Consider the following 15,618-nt stretch of genomic DNA (forward strand, 5'->3'; position numbering starts at 1 on the left):
TCTTACTGCGGAGTAAGATTGCTGTCTACTATCGAGTAAGTTGGTGGTGCGTGCCCTATCCGGCGTGCTGCAGACGGGTGAGCACACCGTCGTGCAGCGCTCCGTTGGTGGCGACCGCGCTGCCACCGTGCGGGCCGGCCGCACCGTCGAGATTCGTGAACCGGCCCCCGGCCTCCCGGACCAGCACGTCCAGCGCAGCCAGGTCCCACAGGGACACCTCGGGCTCCAGTGCGACGTCCACCGCGCCCTCGGCGAGCAGGCAGTACGAGTAGAAGTCGCCGTAGGCCCGCACCCGCCACACCTCGTCGGTGAGCGCGACGAACTCGTCGCGCCGGCCGCGGTCGCGCCAGCCGGACAGGCTCGAGAAGCTCAGCGACGCGGCGGACAGCTCGGCGACCTGCGAGACCGAGATGCGGCGCGGCTGCCCGCCGTCGTACGCCAGCCACGATCCCGCGCCGGCCGCGGCCCACCAACGGCGGTTCAACGCCGGGGCGCTCACCACCCCCACCACCGGCACGCCGTCGTCGAGCAGGGCGATCAGGCTGGCCCACACCGGCACACCGCGCACGAAGTTCTTGGTCCCGTCGATCGGATCGACCACCCACTGGCGGCCGGTGAACACCGCGTCGCCCCCGAACTCCTCGCCGAGGATCGCGTCCCCCGGGCGCTCGGCGCCGAGCGTGCCGCGCACGGCGCGTTCGACGCCGAGATCGGCATCCGACACCGGGGTCAGGTCCGGCTTGTCGGTGACGGTCAGGTCCAGGGCGCCGAACCGGGTGCGGGTGATGGCGTCCGCCTCGTCGGCGAGGCGCAGGGCGAGATCCAGATCGGCCGAGAAGTCCGTGCTCATGCCCCAGACGCTAGTCGAGGCCCACCCGGCCCCCAGCGGTGGCGAGGTCACGCCGCACACCCGGTAGCCTTGAGAATCGTGCATCCCGATGTTTCCGCAGACCTGGCCGAACTGGCGACCACCCTCGAGACCGTCGAGGCGGTCCTCGACGTGGACGAGCTGCGCCGGCGCATCGACGAACTCGAGCACCAGGCCGCCGACCCGGAGTTGTGGAACGACCAGGAGCATGCGCAGCAGGTCACCAGCCAGCTCTCGCACGCCCAGGGTGAACTGCGGCGCGTCGAGGAGCTGCGCTCACGGCTCGACGACCTGCCGGTGCTCTACGAACTCGCCGAGGGCGAGGAGGGGGAGGACCGCACCGTCGCGCTGGCCGACGCCGACGCCGAGCGTGCCGCCCTGCGCACCGACATCGAGGCGATGGAGGTGCGGACCCTGCTCTCCGGCGAGTACGACCAGCGCGACGCGCTGGTCAACATCCGCGCCGGCGCCGGCGGCGTCGACGCCGCCGACTGGGCCGAGATGCTCATGCGGATGTACATCCGGTGGGCCGACAAGCACGGCTATCCGGTGGAGGTCTATGACACCTCGTATGCGGAGGAGGCGGGCATCAAGTCCGCGACCTTCGCGATCAAGGCGCCCTACACGTACGGCACCCTCTCGGTCGAGATGGGCACCCACCGGCTCGTGCGTATCAGCCCCTTCGACAACCAGGGCCGGCGCCAGACGTCGTTCGCCGAGGTCGAGGTGCTGCCCGTCGTCGAGACGACCGACCACATCGACGTCGACGAGAACGACATCCGCGTCGACGTGTACCGCTCGTCCGGCCCGGGCGGGCAGTCCGTCAACACCACCGACTCCGCGGTGCGACTGACCCACATCCCCACGGGCATCGTCGTCACCTGCCAGAACGAGAAGTCGCAGCTGCAGAACAAGGTCTCGGCCATGCGCGTGCTGCAGGCCAAGCTGCTCGAACGCAAGCGGCAGGAGGAGCGCGCCGAGATGGACGCCCTCAAGGGCGACGGCGGGAGCTCCTGGGGCAACCAGATGCGCTCCTACGTCCTGCACCCCTACCAGATGGTCAAGGACCTGCGCACCGAGCACGAGGTGAACAATCCGTCGGCCGTCCTCGACGGCGACATCGACGGGTTCCTCGAGGAGGGCATCCGGTGGCGCATGCGCGAGAACCAGAAGCAGAACCAGTAGTCCGGAACCAGCGACACGGAGGATCGAACCCTGTTTCCCGGTAGCAGGATTCTCGACTGGCTGTCGAGCAGCGGTCTGCAGATCGCGCTCACGGTGCTCGGCGCCGCGCTCGTCGCGCGATTCGTGAGCTGGGTCGGTGGCCGGATCACGCGGCGCATCGACGAGACCTACCAGCAGTCCGACGCCCTGGTGCGCTCGGAGGTCACCAAGCACCGCCACTCGGTGGCGCAGGTGATCACCTGGGTGGTCATCACGTTCGTCTACATCGTCGCGACCCTGAAGGTCTTCGACTACCTGGCGCTCCCCATCGGCAGCCTCGTGGCGCCGGCCACGGTGCTCGGTGCCGCGCTCGGTTTCGGTGCCCAGCGCATCGTCCAGGACATCCTCGCCGGATTCTTCATCATCACCGAGCGGCAGTACGGGTTCGGTGACACCGTCCAGATCTCGGTCACCGGTGCCTCCGCCGATGCCGTCGGCACGGTCGAGGACGTCACCCTGCGGGTGACGAAACTGCGCAACGCCGCCGGCGAGGTCATCACCGTGCCCAACGGGCAGATCAACAAGGCTGTCAACCTGTCGAAGGACTGGGCCCGTGCCGTCGTCGACGTGCCGATCCCGGTCACCGCGGACATCGCAGAGGTCAACGACATCCTGCACGAGGTCGGTGTCGCGGCGTTCGAGGACGAGAAGCTCAGGGAACTGCTGCTCGACGAGCCGACCGTGATGGGAGTCGAGAGTCTCGAGGTCGATCAGGTCAGCGTCCGTATGGTGGCCCGGACCCTGCCCGGCAAGCAGTTCCAGGTGGGCCGCGAACTCCGGGTGCGCGTCGCGCTGGCGCTGCGCCGCAGGGGGATGAGCGTCAACCCCCAGCTGGACACCTCCACCCCGATCCACGGTATCGAGGCGGTGCAGTGAGCGAGCGACGCCGATTCCACATCCCGGACCACGTCCTCGGCGGCCGGGTGCGCACCACCACGTTGAGCCTGTGCGTGCTCTGGGTCGGCCTGTGGTTGCTGTACGTGTACCTGAATCCGGAGGACGAGCAGAACGCGGCGGCGCCGCCGGGCGCGGTCGTCGTCAGCGACGTGCCGTACGTGCCGTACGTGCCGGAGGCCCCGGTCGAGCCCACTCCGACCACCACCGTCCCCACCACCACCGAACCGGCTCCGACGACGGCCGACCCCACGCCGACGGGCACCGGATCGACTCCCGGCGGACGCGGCTCGGAGGCGGTGCCCGGTGCCCCGGCCCCGACGACCACGACGACCCAGCCCGGCCTGCGGTTGCCCGAGATCCCGATTCCCGGCCTCGGCGATTCGTCCCCCACCGAACCTACCGGCGAGTCGGTTCCTTAGGTCACCGTCCGATAACGGCTAGCATGGCGGCGTGATCCGCCTGGAGAATGTGTCCAAGTCGTACAAGACGTCGACCCGGCCGGCTCTCGACAAGGTGAGCGTCGAGATCGACAAGGGCGAGTTCGTCTTCCTGATCGGCCCGTCCGGTTCCGGGAAGTCGACCTTCCTGCGGCTGCTCCTGCGTGACGACACGCCCACCTCGGGTGACATCCACGTGGCGGACTTCCACGTCAACCGCCTGTCGGCGCGCCGGGTGCCCAGGTTGCGGCAGAACCTGGGCTGCGTGTTCCAGGACTTCCGGTTGCTGCAGCGCAAGACGGTGGCCGAGAACGTCGCGTTCGCGCTCGAGGTGATCGGCAAGCCCCGCTCGGTCATCGCGCGCACCGTGCCCGAGGTGCTCGACCTCGTCGGCCTGTCCGGCAAGGCCGACCGCCTGCCCACCGAGCTGTCCGGTGGCGAACAGCAGCGCGTCGCGATCGCGCGGGCGTTCGTGAACCGCCCGCTCGTGCTCATGGCCGACGAGCCGACCGGCAACCTCGACCCGGACACCAGCCAGGACATCATGATGCTGCTCGAACGCATCAACCGAACGGGAACCACCGTGCTGATGGCCACTCACGACCATCACATCGTCGACTCGATGCGGCGCCGGGTGGTCGAGCTCGACCTCGGGCGGGTCGTGCGCGACGAGGCGCGCGGCGTCTACGGCGTCGGCCGCTGACCGCGTTCTCCCGCTCCACCGCACTCGCCCCCTCCGGCAACCGAAGGACTTCGACACTCCATGCGTGCCAGCTTCATCCTGAGCGAGGTCGCCACCGGCCTGCGCCGCAACCTGACCATGACCGTCGCGATGATCCTGACCACCGCGATCTCCCTCGGCCTGTTCGGCGCGGGCCTGCTCGTCGTGCAGATGGCGGACAAGACGCAGCAGATCTTCCTCGACCGGGTCGAGGTGCAGGTGTTCCTCACCGAGGACATCTCGACCCTCGATCCGGACTGCGAGCAGGACATCTGCCGGACCCTGCGCTCGGACCTCGAGAACACCCCGGCAGTGGTGTCGGTGCAGTACCTCAACCGCGAGGACGCCGTCGCCGACGCGACCGAGCGGGTTTTCAAGGACCAGCCGGAACTCGCCGAACTCGTCAGCCCCGAGAGCTTCCCGGCCTCGTTCAAGATCAAGCTTTCCGACCCCGACCGGTTCGGGGTGATCGAGGACCAGTTCGCCGTCCGCCCCGGGGTCGACAGTGTCCTCAACCAGAAGGACCTCGTCGAGAGGCTGTTCAGCGTGCTGGGCGGCGTCCGCAACGCCGCGTTCGCGATCGCCACGGTCCAGGCGGTCGCTGCGATCCTGCTCATCGCGAACATGGTGCAGATCGCCGCGTTCACCCGCCGCACCGAGGTGGGCATCATGCGGCTGGTGGGCGCGACCCGCTGGTACACCCAGTTGCCGTTCCTGCTCGAGGCCGTCGTGGCGGCCGTGATCGGCGCGGCGCTGGCCATCGCCGGGTTGTTCGCCGCGAAGGGCGCCTTCGTCGACGAGGTGCTCTCGGAGGTCTACGAGGCCAACATCGTCGCCCGCATCTCCAACAGCGACGTACTGCTGGTCTCGCCGATCCTGGTGCTGGTGGGCGTCGGCATGGCGGCGTTGACCGCCTACGTCACCCTGCGCCTGTACGTGCGCGAATAGCTCCGCGCCGGTGCGCGGGAATATCCGGTTGTCTCCGCTACCTATGCTGTACACAGATCTGTCGGACGCATCGAGGACCGGAGGGGCCCGAAAGTGAAGGAAAAGGGCCGCAAGGTCATTGCGACCAACCGCAAGGCGCGGCACAACTACACCATTCTGGACACGTACGAGGCCGGAGTCGCACTCCTGGGCACAGAGGTCAAGAGCCTGCGCGAGGGCAAGGCCTCGCTCGTCGACGCGTTCGCCACCGTCGACGACGGTGAGGTGTGGCTGCGCGGGTTGCACATCCCCGAGTACGGACACGGTACGTGGACCAACCACGCGCCGCGGCGCACCCGCAAGTTGCTGCTGCACCGCCGGGAGATCGACAACCTCGTGGGCAAGACCCGCGAGGGCAACCAGACCCTGGTGCCGCTGTCGATGTACTTCTCCGACGGCAAGGTGAAGGTCGAGCTGGCTCTGGCCCGGGGTAAGCAGGACTACGACAAGCGCCAGGATCTGGCCCGTCGCACCGCCGAGCGCGAGGTGACCCGCGAACTCGGCCGGCGGGTGAAGGGCATGCGCTGACGGCGATCGTGCTCGCCCTGGTGGCCGCGGTCGGCTACGGGGTGAGCGACTTCCTCGGCGGAGTCGCGTCCCGGCAGGTGGCGGCGCTGCGGTTCGTGCTCGTGTCGTACCCGCTGTCGCTGCTGCTGGTGCTCGCCGTCGCGCCGCTCGTCGGCGGTGACGTCACGGCCGGGTCGCTCGGCTGGGGTGCGGCGGCCGGTGTGGCCGGCGGCGTCGCGATCTGGTGGTTCTATCTCGCGCTCGCCGCCGGTCCGATGTCGGTGGTGTCCCCACTCACCGCCGTGCTCGTGGCCGGGATCCCGGTGCTCGTCGGCGTCACGGCGGGGGAGCGGCCCGGGCCGGTCGCCTACGCCGGAATCGCGATCGCCCTCGTCGCCGTCGTGCTGGTCAGCAGGGAATCGAGGGAGAGCGTCGCCGGGGACGAGCAGCCACGCTTCACCGCGAACGTGGCGTGGCTGACCGTCGGCTCCGGGGTCGCGTTCGCGCTGATGTTCGTCGCGCTGCACCGAGTCCCCGAGGGCACCGGCCTGTGGCCTCTCGGCATGTCGCGGCTCACCGCGACGCTCGTGGTGTGGGCCGTGGCTCTGGGGGTGCGGCAGCTGATCCGGCCGCCGGGGCGGGTGTACCCGCACATCGTCGCGGTCGCGGTCCTGGACGTGATCGCCAACGGTGCGCTGATGTTCGCCTTCCAGGGCGGCATGCTGTCGCTGGTCAGCGTCATCGGCGCGCTGTACCCGGCGGCGACCGTGCTGCTGGCGATGATCGTGCTGGGCGAGCGTATCGGGCGTGGTCAGACGGCCGGCATGCTGCTCGCCCTCACCGCCGTAGGCATGATCACCGCGGCCGCGTGACGGCTGTGATCCACGTCATCCGCGGCGCGGCGGAAATGGGAATGACGAAGGGGGGTCCGCGCGTTAGAGTGGGTAGTCCTGCGAAGGTCGCAGGTACGTACGGGGCTGAACGGTTTCGACTGCGTACGTTGAGCTAGGGGAAGCGTGTCGGTGCAGGCAAGAGACCACCGTAAGCGTCGCTGCAAACCAATAAGCGCCGAGTCTACTCAGCGCGAGTACGCCCTCGCTGCCTAAGCGAGTGCGTCTCTGTCAGACCGGGTGTGCTCCCGCCCCGGATCCTGGCATCGACTAGGGAGCTTCACCGTACGGCTCGGTCGCGGAGCCGTACGGGACAGCAAACAGCGACTGGGATCGTCATCTCGGCTTGTTCGCGGGACCGGGAGATCCAAGTAGAGACATAGCGAACTGCACACGGAGAAGCCCTGGCGAGGCGGCGGAGGACCCGGGTTCGATTCCCGGCAGCTCCACCGGAACGCGAAGGACCCCGGCCACCCGGCCGGGGTCCTTCGCATCTGCCGGACCTCTACGGTTACCGGCATGGAGTACAAACCGACGGCCGTGGTCGCCGCGGGCGGAGCGGTGGGCGCCGTGGCCCGGTACGCCCTGGCCGTGCAGTTCCCCGGCATCTGGACGATCGCGGCGATCAACGTCGCCGGCTCGCTGCTGCTCGGCCTCGTCGCCGCGCTGCTCGGTCCCGATCGCCTGTGGCGCCTGTTCCTGGGTGTCGGCGTACTCGGCGGCTACACCACCTTTTCCACGTTCGCCGTCGACACCGTCCGCCACCCCGCGACGGCCGTCCTGTACGTGACTGTGACCCTCGTCGGGGCACTCACGGCGGCACGCGTCGGGATGGCCACCGGTGAGGCGTGGCGGCACCGGTCGGCGACCCGATGACCGTCCTGCTCGTCGCCGTCGGCGGCGGTGCCGGTGCGGTCCTGCGCTACCTCGCGGGCCGGCACGTCCGCTCCTATCGCAGCGTCCCGGTGGCGACGATGACGGTCAACGTTCTGGGCTGCCTGCTGCTGGGCCTGCTGTCCGGCGCCGCGCTGGCACCGGCGACGTTCGCGCTGCTCGGCACCGGATTCTGCGGAGGCCTGACCACCTATTCGACGTTCGCCGTCGAAGCGGTCGGTCTCGTACGCGTGCGCCGCCCGGCCACCGCGACGGCATATGCGGTGGTGAGCGTGCTGGCCGGGACGGCCGCGGCCTGGGCCGGGTTCGCCCTCACGTCCTGACCGCCGGCGATCGACGCGCGCGGTGCACGCAGGCCGGGCAAGATGAGCAGGGCAAGGTCGGGTGGACGAGGAGGTCACATGGCGCACGAACGAGCGGGACAACCGGCGGCAGCCGCGGATCTGGAGGATCTCGCGCACCTGGTCACCGCGTACTACACGGTGACGCCGGACCCGCAGGATCCGTTGCAGCAGGTTGCCTTCGGCACCTCGGGTCACCGCGGATCGAGCCTCGACGGCGCCTTCAACGAGCAGCACATCCTCGCCACGACCCAAGCGATCGTCGAATACCGGGCGGCGCAGCAGGTCACCGGGCCGCTGTTCCTCGGCCGCGACACCCACGCGCTGTCGGAACCGGCATGGACGAGCGCACTCGAGGTGCTCGCCGCCAACGGCGTCGATGTGGTCGTCGACGCCCGCGACCGCTACACACCCACCCCGGCCGTGAGCCACGCGATCCTGCGGCACAACGCCGCCGCCGGATCCGGGGCCCGCGCCGACGGGATCGTCGTCACCCCGTCGCACAACCCGCCCCGCGACGGCGGATTCAAGTACAACCCCCCGCACGGTGGGCCGGCCGACACGGACGCGACGTCGGCGATCGCGGCGCGCGCCAACGAGCTGCTCGCCGCGGGACTCGACGGGGTGCGCCGGGTCCCTGCCGCCCGGGCGCTCGCCGCAGCCGGCCGGCACGACTTCCTCGCCGCCTACATCGACGACCTGCCGAACGTCGTGGACCTCGACGCCGTCCGTGAGGCCGGGCTGCGCGTCGGCGCCGACCCCCTCGGCGGTGCGAGCGTCGACTACTGGGGCGAGATCGCCGAGCGGCACCGGCTGGACCTGACCGTCGTCAACCCGCTCGTCGACGCCACGTGGCGGTTCATGACCCTCGACACCGACGGCAAGATCCGGATGGACTGCTCGTCGCCCAACGCGATGGCGTCGCTGATCGGCACCCGCGACCGCTACGACCTGGCCACCGGCAACGACGCCGACGCCGACCGGCACGGCATCGTCACCCCCGACGGGGGGCTGATGAACCCGAACCACTACCTCGCGGTCGCCATCGACTACCTGTACCGGCACCGTTCCGGGTGGTCCGCCGAGGCGAAGGTCGGCAAGACCCTCGTGAGCTCGTCGATGATCGACCGGGTGGCCGCGGGCCTGGGCCGCGGGCTGCTCGAAGTTCCGGTGGGCTTCAAGTGGTTCGTTCCCGGCCTGCTCGACGGCACCCTCGGATTCGGCGGGGAGGAGAGCGCCGGCGCGTCGTTCCTGCGGCGCGACGGCTCGGTGTGGACCACCGACAAGGACGGCATCCTGCTGGCCCTGCTCGCGTCCGAGATCACCGCCGTGACCGGCACGACCCCGTCCCGGCGCTACGCCGAGCTCGCCGAGCGCTACGGCGACCCGTCGTACGCCCGGGTGGACGCACCCGCCACGCGGGAGCAGAAGGCGGTGCTGGGGAAGCTCTCGCCCGAACAGGTCGACGCCACCGAACTGGCCGGCGAGCCGATCACCGCGACCCTCACCGCCGCGCCGGGCAACGGTGCCGCGATCGGCGGACTGAAGGTCACCACGGAGAACGCGTGGTTCGCGGCCCGGCCGTCGGGCACCGAGGACGTGTACAAAATCTACGCCGAATCGTTCCTCGGCCCCGACCATCTCGCGCAGGTCCAGGACGCGGCCCGCGACCTGGTGTCCCACGTTCTCGGCTGAGTCCGTACCGGCGGGACGCGCCTGCCGGACCGGTCGTGCGCGTCGCTAACATCAGGCCCATCATGCGAACACGCGACGCCGCCTTGCCGCGGGAGATCTGGGTCCTGGTCAGCGCGGCCTTCGTCATCGCTCTCGGCTTCGGTCTCGTCGCGCCCGCGCTGCCGCAGTTCGCGCGCAGTTTCGGCGTCGGGGTCACCGCGGCGTCCGTCGTGATCTCCGCGTTCGCGGCCATGCGGCTGCTGTTCGCTCCCGCCAGCGGAAAACTCGTGCAGCGGCTGGGGGAGCGGCCGGTGTACACCGCCGGTGTGCTCATCGTGGCGCTGTCGACCGGCGCCTGCGCCTTCGCGACGGACTACTGGCAGCTGCTGCTGTTCCGGGCGCTCGGCGGGATCGGCTCGACCATGTTCACCGTCTCGGCGTTCGGGTTGCTGATCCGCATCTCCCCACCGAACGCGCGGGGCCGGGTGTCGGGGCTCTACGCGACGAGCTTCCTGCTCGGCAACATCGGCGGTCCGCTCGTCGGCGGCGCGCTGGTAGGACTGGGGTTGCGGGCACCGTTCCTGATCTATGCGGTGGCCCTCCTCGTCGCAGCGGCCGTCGTGTTCGTGAGCCTGCGCCACTCCGCGCTCGCCGCGCCGGACTCGGGCGCCGGCATGCCCGCGATGCGGCTGCGGGAGGCCCTGCGGTCGCCGGTGTACCGGGCCGCACTCGGATCGAACTTCGCCAACGGCTGGGTCGTCTTCGGCGTGCGGGTGGCGATGGTGCCGCTGTTCGTCGTAGAGGTGCTCGGACGCGACGCCGGGCTCGCCGGGGTGGCGCTGACGGTGTTCGCCGTGGGCAACGCCCTGGTCCTGATGGTCTCCGGGCGGTTGTCCGACCGGTTCGGCCGCCGCCCGTTCGTCCTGCTGGGGCTCGTGGTGTGCGGGACCAGCACCATCGCGATGGGCCTGACCACGAACCTCGCGCTGTTCTTCGCGACCTCACTGCTGGCCGGCGTCGGGTCGGGCCTGATGAACCCGGCCCAGCAGGCGTCCGTCGCCGACGTCGTCGGCAGCAAGGCGCGCGGCGGCCCGGTGCTGGCGACGTTCCAGATGACCGCCGACGTGGGCGCGGTGATCGGACCGGTCGCCGCCGGAGTCCTGGCGCAGCACCTGTCGTACGGGGCCGCCTTCGCCGTGACCGGTGCCGTCATGCTGCTGGTGGCCGTGCCCTGGGCGCTGGCGCCGCGGCTCACCCGGGAACCCGCGGTGACCGAAGCCACGGAGCGCTGAGCGTCGACCTCGGTACTGTCGATGACGTGTGGATTCCCCTGCTCAGTCTGATCGCCCGGCTCGGTCTCGCCGCCGTGTGGCTGATCTCCGGCTGGATCAAGTTCGTCGATCCGTCGCAGACCGTGGTGGCCGTCCGCGCGTACCAGCTGCTGCCCGAGGTCCTCGTGCGGCCCGTCGCGGCCGGGCTGCCGATCCTCGAGCTCGTGCTCGGACTGCTGCTGCTGATCGGGCTCGCGGTGCGCGCGGCAGCGGTCGTGGGGGCGGCCGCGCTGCTGACGTTGATCGGCGTGATCGCGTCGGTGTGGGCGCGCGGGCTGTCGATCGACTGCGGGTGTTTCGGTGGCGGTGGGGCCGCCGACGTGGACGGCTGGGACTACGCCGGAGAAATCGCACGAGACCTCGGCTTCCTCGCCCTGGCCGCATGGCTGACCGTGTTCCCCCGCAGTCCGCTCGCGCTCGGTCCCGGCTCCCGGGCGAGGCTCTCAGCACGCACTCAGCCCGCGATGGCAGAGTGATCCCGCATCGATACCCGGACAGCGAAGGGCAGATTTCGTGAGCGCCAAGAAGGTCAAACCGGTCAAGTACACGCCGGAGCCGACGTCGAGCAAGTCCACCTTCATCCTCGGCGGGATCGCGGTCGTGGTGATCGCGGTGCTGGTCATCGGGGGGGTGCTGTGGCAGGCGAACCGGAGCAAGGCGCGCAACGAGGGCTACGGGACGGTGCAGAACGCGGCGGTGCAGGTGGAGTTGCAGGACGACGGGGTCGTCCTCCTCGGCCTCCCCGACGCCGCGACGACGATCGACCTGTTCGAGGACCCGCTGTGCCCGTACTGCGCCGAGCTCGAGCACAAGCACGGTCAGGAACTCGCGCAGGCGATCGACGCCGGCGACGTCGCTGTGCGATACCACATGCTCGCGTTCCTCGATCAGCTCTCGGCGAGCGGCGACTACTCGACCCGCGCGGTCGCGGCCGGTCAGTGCGTCGCGCAGGCCGGGGACGCGACGGCGTTCTCCGCGTTCCACGGTGCGCTGCTCTCGCCGGAGAACCAGCCCGCCGAGCGGGGCGACAGCGACCTCACCAATGCCGAGCTGGCACAGATGGCACGGGACGCCGGGGCGTCCGACGAGGCGGCGCAGTGTGTCGCCGACGGCGCGCGCGTCGAGCAGGCTGCGGTCGACGCGGAGGCGGGACGGCAGGCGCTCGCGGCGGCGGGCGCGTCCGGCACCCCCGCGGTGGTGCACAACGGCACCGTGATCGACGCACTCGGTAACGACAACTGGGTGGCCGAGCTCGGCTGAGGTGGCGGCGACGGTGGTCGGACGGACGACCGCCGTCGCCTCCCGGTCCGCACTGACCAGGCGATTTGTTGTCGTCGACGGCGATGGTGTAATTTTCTCTTCGCACCGGGGAGTAAATCCCGGGCGACGGTACGGGGCTATGGCGCAGCTGGTAGCGCACCACACTGGCAGTGTGGGGGTCAGGGGTTCGAGTCCCCTTAGCTCCACCATCGCGACACGAGGCGAGAGTGAATGCTCTCGCCTCTTGTCGTGAGAGGCCACCTCGGGTGGTCCGGTTGTTCAGGGGCTATGGCGCAGCTGGTAGCGCACCACACTGGCAGTGTGGGGGTCAGGGGTTCGAGTCCCCTTAGCTCCACTCCCGCACCCTCTCCACCCCCTCCGGGACGCCCCGATCGTTGTGCGGCCGGACCGGTATCCCGGGCAATGCCGACATTTTCCCCCTCGGAACCTGCTTCATGCTCTCTCGTAGCGGCGCACACTGTGATGGATCGCTTCGAAAACGGGAGAGGTGAGCTGTCGTGTCCGAAGGTTCGAACATTACCCCGGGTTCTTCTGCCGGTGCCGGTGCCGGTGCCGCACCGGGTGCGGGTGCTACTGCCGGTTCGGGTGCTACTGCCGGTTCGGGTGCTACTGCCGGTATGGGTGCCACTGCGGCAGCGGGTGCGTCTGCGCGCCATGCGGGTGGTGCCCACGAGGGTGGCGGCCCCGCCGCCGCTGTCCGCCACGGATCGGGGCCGGCGACCGGCTCGGGATTGAAGCAGGGTTTCGCCGCCGGCACGTCGATCGCGGCCGGCATCCTGCTGGCCACGGTCGGTGTCCTGCAGTTCCTGCAGGGCATCGCCGCGATCGCCAAGGACGACATCATCGTCGTGGGGCAGGAATACACCTTCTCCTGGGACGTCACGGCGTGGGGCTGGGTGCATCTGATCCTGGGCATCCTGGTGGCCGTGGTCGGTCTCGCGCTCGTCACGGGGGCGACGTGGGCGCGCGTCGCCGCGATCGTCATCGCGGCGCTGTCGATCATCGTGAACTTCCTGTGGCTGCCCTACTACCCGGGCTGGTCGCTCGCGATCATCGCGATCGACGTGGTGGTGATCTGGGCGGTGTCGACCTGGGACGCCGATCGCACCTGGGACGCCGGTCGTACCGAGCCGGGCTACCGTCCCTGATCAATCCTCGTACAAACGCTGCACGACGTCGGCGCAGCGCACGAGCACCCGCTCCGGCAGCGGGTGCCCGTGCGCGTCGACGTCCGTCGGCGGAAGCGGTGCGGGCAGCACGATGAACCGGCGAATGCGTTCCCAGCGGCCGAGGTCCGCGTTGAGCCGGTCGACGGCGGCCGCGGCCTCCGCCGGTGGGATCGGCCGGTCCGACATGGGGACGACCAGTCCCACGCAGTAGGGCCGGAGTTCACCTGCCACGACGAGGTCCGCGTCGGGCAGCAGTGCCCGGAACCGGCGTGCGACGGCAGCAGGCGCGACGTACTTGCCGGTGGAGGTCTTGAACACCTCCTTCTTACGGCCACGCAAGGTGACGAATCCGTCGTCGTCGACGGCGCCGCGGTCGCCGGTATGGAACCAGCCGTCGCGGTCGATGGCGGCCGCGGTGCGTTCGACATCGTCGTGGTACCCGGCCATGACCGCAGGGCTGCGGACGAGCAGTTCCCCGTCGGGGGCGATACGAACCTGCGTGCCGGGCAGGGGCCGGCCTACGGAGCCGAGACGCCGGCTGTCCGGGCGGTTGACGCAGGACGGTCCCGCCGTCTCGGTGATGCCGTAGCCCTCGAGGGCCGGCACACCGGCCCCGTCGAACCACTCGGCCAGCGGGCGGGCGAGCCGGGCCGACCCGGACAGCACGAATCGCAATCGACCCAGATCCGCGGCGCCGGACTCGACGCCGGTGCGGATCTTGCCCAGTACATGGGGAACGGATCCGAGGAAGGTGGGCCGGACGTCGCCGAGGTGCCGCACCACCCGGTCGGCGCGGCCGTCGACGAACGTCGGCAACCCCAGGTGCACGCCCACGAACAGCAAGGCGCGCCCGAAGACGTGGGAGAGCGGCAACCAGAGCAGTTGCAGGTCCGAGGAGGTGAGCATCCCCAGGCGGGCCATCGCCCGGGCTTCGTAGGCGACGGCAGCGTGCGACAGACAGGCACCCTTGGCGGTGCCGTCGGAACTGGAGGTGTAGATCAAGGTGGCCAGGTGGTCGGGGGTTACGCCCGCGATGCGGGCCGCCACCGCTTCAGGATCGGCGGCCAGGAGGCGCCGGCCCTCGTCCTCGAGCTCCCCGAGCCGATTCAGGTACAGCAGTGGCGTGGTGGGCAGCGGCCGGTCCGTGAACGTCAGCACGCTGCCCGAGTGCCGGAGCAGTGCCGCCACGTCCGCCGGCGGGGTAGCGGGGTAGATCGGCACGGTGACCGCCCCCGCACACACGATCGCCAGGTCGGCGAGGATCCACTCGTAGCTGGTGACGGCGCAGACGGCGACGTGCGCGCCCGGGGCGATGCCCCGTCCGATCAGCCCGGCGGCCAGCGCAGTGACCCGGCTGCCGACCTCGCCCCACGACACGCTCGACCAGTCGTCACCCGCGGGATGCCGGAACGCCTCCGCATGGGGCGTGCGGGCGACCCGGTCGAACAGCAACCGCGGCACGGTGCGGGCGGGTTCAGCCATCGCTGCTCGTCAATCCGCCGGGTCGCAGGGCGCGGCCGATCGCACGCGCCGCGGTGCGCACGAGCTGGGTCAATGCGGTGACCTGCGCGGTGTCGGCGGCCGCGACGATCGACAGTGCCGCGACGGCGATCCCGGGCCGCTCGAAGATCGGTGCGGCCACCGAGACTGCCTCCATCGTCACCTGGCGGTCGCTCACCGCGATCTCGGAACGGCGCACCTCGGCCAGGACCCGGCGCAGCTCGGCCGGTGAGGTGAGGGTGCGTTCGGTGAACCGTTCCAACGGCCGCGACAGCACCTCCTCCTGAACGGAGCGCGGGGCGAACGCGAGCAGCACGAGTCCCAGGCCGGACGCGTGGAGGGGAAAGGGACTGCCGACCCGGGCGAGGGTCTTCACCGCCCGCTGACCCCCCAGCCGTTCGACGAACACCACTTCTGTGCCCTCGCGCACGCCGAGCTGCACGTTCTCCTGGGTGATCTGCGACAGGTCTTCCAACACGGGCAGTGCCAGCTCGCGCAGCAGCGCACCGCGGGGCGCGAGGGCCCCGACCTGCCACAACCGGAGCCCGACGCTGAAGCGGCCGGACGAGTCGCGCTCCAGCGCGCCCCATTCGGTGAGATCCCCGGCCAGCCGGTGCACTGTGGTGAGCGGCAGACCCGTGCGCCGGGAGATCTCGCTCAGGGTCAGGCTGGGCTGCTCACGCGTGAACGCCTCGAGAAGGGTGAGCGCCCGTACCGTGACGGAACCGGTGGCCGGGCGGGCGGCGCCGGTAGGGGTCACGGTGTGTTCACCCCTTCCTCGGGAACTGCTCCGGCCGGGCCGGTACGACTCTGAGCGGAATGCTAGTCCAGCACTCGAGCGCGTTGTTCGGTTGCAGCATCGGATCCCGGTCGCGTCGATCCGGCGCGGTGAGCAGC

Annotated in this window: 17 protein-coding genes, 2 tRNA genes and 1 other RNA gene; 17 read left to right on the forward strand and 3 right to left on the reverse strand. The window is 70.3% G+C overall.

Going from position 1 to position 15,618, the window contains the following annotated elements; translation table 11 throughout:
* Window positions 1-55 precede the first annotated feature (55 nt).
* Window positions 56-850 carry a histidinol-phosphatase gene (hisN, locus tag RR3_RS19725; protein WP_017680856.1) on the reverse strand — a complete coding sequence of 265 codons (795 nt, stop codon included), beginning with the start codon at window positions 848-850 and terminating at the stop codon, window positions 56-58.
* Between the two features lie 78 nt (window positions 851-928).
* On the opposite strand from hisN, the gene prfB reads away from it, so the two are divergent.
* From prfB to RR3_RS19810, 17 genes are all read left to right on the forward strand, one after another.
* A complete protein-coding gene (gene prfB / locus RR3_RS19730) occupies window positions 929-2,053 on the forward strand; it encodes a peptide chain release factor 2 (RefSeq protein WP_010594673.1) in 1,125 nt (374 codons plus the stop codon).
* A gap of 30 nt (window positions 2,054-2,083) precedes the next feature.
* Window positions 2,084-2,968 (forward strand): mechanosensitive ion channel family protein, encoded by an 885-nt coding sequence (locus tag RR3_RS19735; protein WP_026137792.1) that lies wholly within the window; start codon window positions 2,084-2,086, stop codon window positions 2,966-2,968.
* Entirely contained in the window at window positions 2,965-3,408 is a 444-nt protein-coding gene (locus RR3_RS19740) for an Rv3103c transmembrane domain-containing protein (RefSeq protein WP_010594671.1), read from the forward strand. Before RR3_RS19735 ends, RR3_RS19740 begins: the two co-directional genes overlap by 4 nt.
* A 31-nt stretch (window positions 3,409-3,439) precedes the next feature.
* Complete coding sequence (gene ftsE / locus RR3_RS19745) at window positions 3,440-4,129, forward strand: cell division ATP-binding protein FtsE (protein WP_010594670.1); 690 nt, start codon at window positions 3,440-3,442, stop codon at window positions 4,127-4,129.
* 60 nt (window positions 4,130-4,189) lie between these two features.
* Window positions 4,190-5,095, forward strand: a complete 906-nt coding sequence (ftsX, locus tag RR3_RS19750; protein ID WP_010594669.1) for a permease-like cell division protein FtsX — start codon at window positions 4,190-4,192, stop codon at window positions 5,093-5,095.
* A gap of 93 nt (window positions 5,096-5,188) precedes the next feature.
* Window positions 5,189-5,662, forward strand: a complete 474-nt coding sequence (smpB, locus tag RR3_RS19755; RefSeq protein ID WP_010594668.1) for an SsrA-binding protein SmpB — start codon at window positions 5,189-5,191, stop codon at window positions 5,660-5,662.
* Window positions 5,659-6,513 carry an EamA family transporter gene (locus RR3_RS19760; protein WP_483475738.1) on the forward strand — a complete coding sequence of 285 codons (855 nt, stop codon included), beginning with the start codon at window positions 5,659-5,661 and terminating at the stop codon, window positions 6,511-6,513. Before smpB ends, RR3_RS19760 begins: the two co-directional genes overlap by 4 nt.
* 101 nt (window positions 6,514-6,614) lie before the next feature.
* Window positions 6,615-6,983: a transfer-messenger RNA gene (gene ssrA, locus RR3_RS19765) on the forward strand.
* A 67-nt stretch (window positions 6,984-7,050) separates the two neighbouring features.
* Window positions 7,051-7,407 carry a fluoride efflux transporter FluC gene (locus RR3_RS19770; RefSeq protein WP_010594666.1) on the forward strand — a complete coding sequence of 119 codons (357 nt, stop codon included), beginning with the start codon at window positions 7,051-7,053 and terminating at the stop codon, window positions 7,405-7,407.
* Window positions 7,404-7,748: a fluoride efflux transporter CrcB gene (gene crcB / locus RR3_RS19775; protein WP_026137790.1), complete on the forward strand. Its 345-nt coding sequence runs from the start codon at window positions 7,404-7,406 to the stop codon at window positions 7,746-7,748. Before RR3_RS19770 ends, crcB begins: the two co-directional genes overlap by 4 nt.
* 78 nt (window positions 7,749-7,826) lie before the next feature.
* On the forward strand, window positions 7,827-9,461 hold the full coding sequence (gene pgm / locus RR3_RS19780) for a phosphoglucomutase (alpha-D-glucose-1,6-bisphosphate-dependent) (RefSeq protein WP_010594664.1): 1,635 nt from the start codon (window positions 7,827-7,829) through the stop codon (window positions 9,459-9,461).
* A gap of 62 nt (window positions 9,462-9,523) precedes the next feature.
* Window positions 9,524-10,732 carry an MFS transporter gene (locus tag RR3_RS19785; RefSeq protein ID WP_017680855.1) on the forward strand — a complete coding sequence of 403 codons (1,209 nt, stop codon included), beginning with the start codon at window positions 9,524-9,526 and terminating at the stop codon, window positions 10,730-10,732.
* 26 nt (window positions 10,733-10,758) lie between these two features.
* Window positions 10,759-11,247, forward strand: coding sequence for a MauE/DoxX family redox-associated membrane protein (locus RR3_RS19790; protein ID WP_010594662.1), 489 nt, complete (start codon window positions 10,759-10,761; stop codon window positions 11,245-11,247).
* Window positions 11,248-11,284: 37 nt separating this feature from the next.
* Window positions 11,285-12,031, forward strand: coding sequence for a DsbA family protein (locus RR3_RS19795; RefSeq protein ID WP_010594661.1), 747 nt, complete (start codon window positions 11,285-11,287; stop codon window positions 12,029-12,031).
* A gap of 133 nt (window positions 12,032-12,164) precedes the next feature.
* A tRNA-Ala gene (locus RR3_RS19800) sits at window positions 12,165-12,240 on the forward strand.
* A gap of 73 nt (window positions 12,241-12,313) precedes the next feature.
* A tRNA-Ala gene (locus tag RR3_RS19805) sits at window positions 12,314-12,386 on the forward strand.
* Window positions 12,387-12,783: 397 nt separating this feature from the next.
* Window positions 12,784-13,200, forward strand: a complete 417-nt coding sequence (locus RR3_RS19810; protein ID WP_010594660.1) for a DUF7144 family membrane protein — start codon at window positions 12,784-12,786, stop codon at window positions 13,198-13,200.
* Here RR3_RS19810 and RR3_RS19815 read toward each other — a convergent pair whose 3' ends face one another.
* Both RR3_RS19815 and RR3_RS19820 read right to left on the reverse strand, forming a co-directional pair.
* The gene (locus RR3_RS19815) at window positions 13,201-14,703 is read right to left on the reverse strand and encodes an AMP-dependent synthetase/ligase (RefSeq protein ID WP_017680853.1); all 1,503 of its coding nucleotides are present in this window, start codon (window positions 14,701-14,703) and stop codon (window positions 13,201-13,203) included. It lies immediately after the preceding gene.
* A complete protein-coding gene (locus tag RR3_RS19820; RefSeq protein WP_017680852.1) occupies window positions 14,696-15,481 on the reverse strand; it encodes an IclR family transcriptional regulator in 786 nt (261 codons plus the stop codon). The genes RR3_RS19815 and RR3_RS19820 overlap by 8 nt, the downstream gene beginning before the upstream one ends.
* Window positions 15,482-15,618: the final 137 nt, after the last annotated feature.

This window comes from Rhodococcus ruber NBRC 15591 (genome assembly GCF_001894945.1).
Classification (GTDB): domain Bacteria; phylum Actinomycetota; class Actinomycetes; order Mycobacteriales; family Mycobacteriaceae; genus Rhodococcus; species Rhodococcus ruber.

Coding starts and splice junctions, on each gene's coding strand:
- hisN (WP_017680856.1), bottom strand. CDS start 850: ATGAGCACGGACTTCTCGGCCGATCTGGATCTCGCCCTGCGCCTCGCC.
- ftsX (WP_010594669.1), top strand. CDS start 4,190: ATGCGTGCCAGCTTCATCCTGAGCGAGGTCGCCACCGGCCTGCGCCGC.
- RR3_RS19770 (WP_010594666.1), top strand. CDS start 7,051: ATGGAGTACAAACCGACGGCCGTGGTCGCCGCGGGCGGAGCGGTGGGC.
- crcB (WP_026137790.1), top strand. CDS start 7,404: ATGACCGTCCTGCTCGTCGCCGTCGGCGGCGGTGCCGGTGCGGTCCTG.
- pgm (WP_010594664.1), top strand. CDS start 7,827: ATGGCGCACGAACGAGCGGGACAACCGGCGGCAGCCGCGGATCTGGAG.
- RR3_RS19785 (WP_017680855.1), top strand. CDS start 9,524: ATGCGAACACGCGACGCCGCCTTGCCGCGGGAGATCTGGGTCCTGGTC.
- RR3_RS19815 (WP_017680853.1), bottom strand. CDS start 14,703: ATGGCTGAACCCGCCCGCACCGTGCCGCGGTTGCTGTTCGACCGGGTC.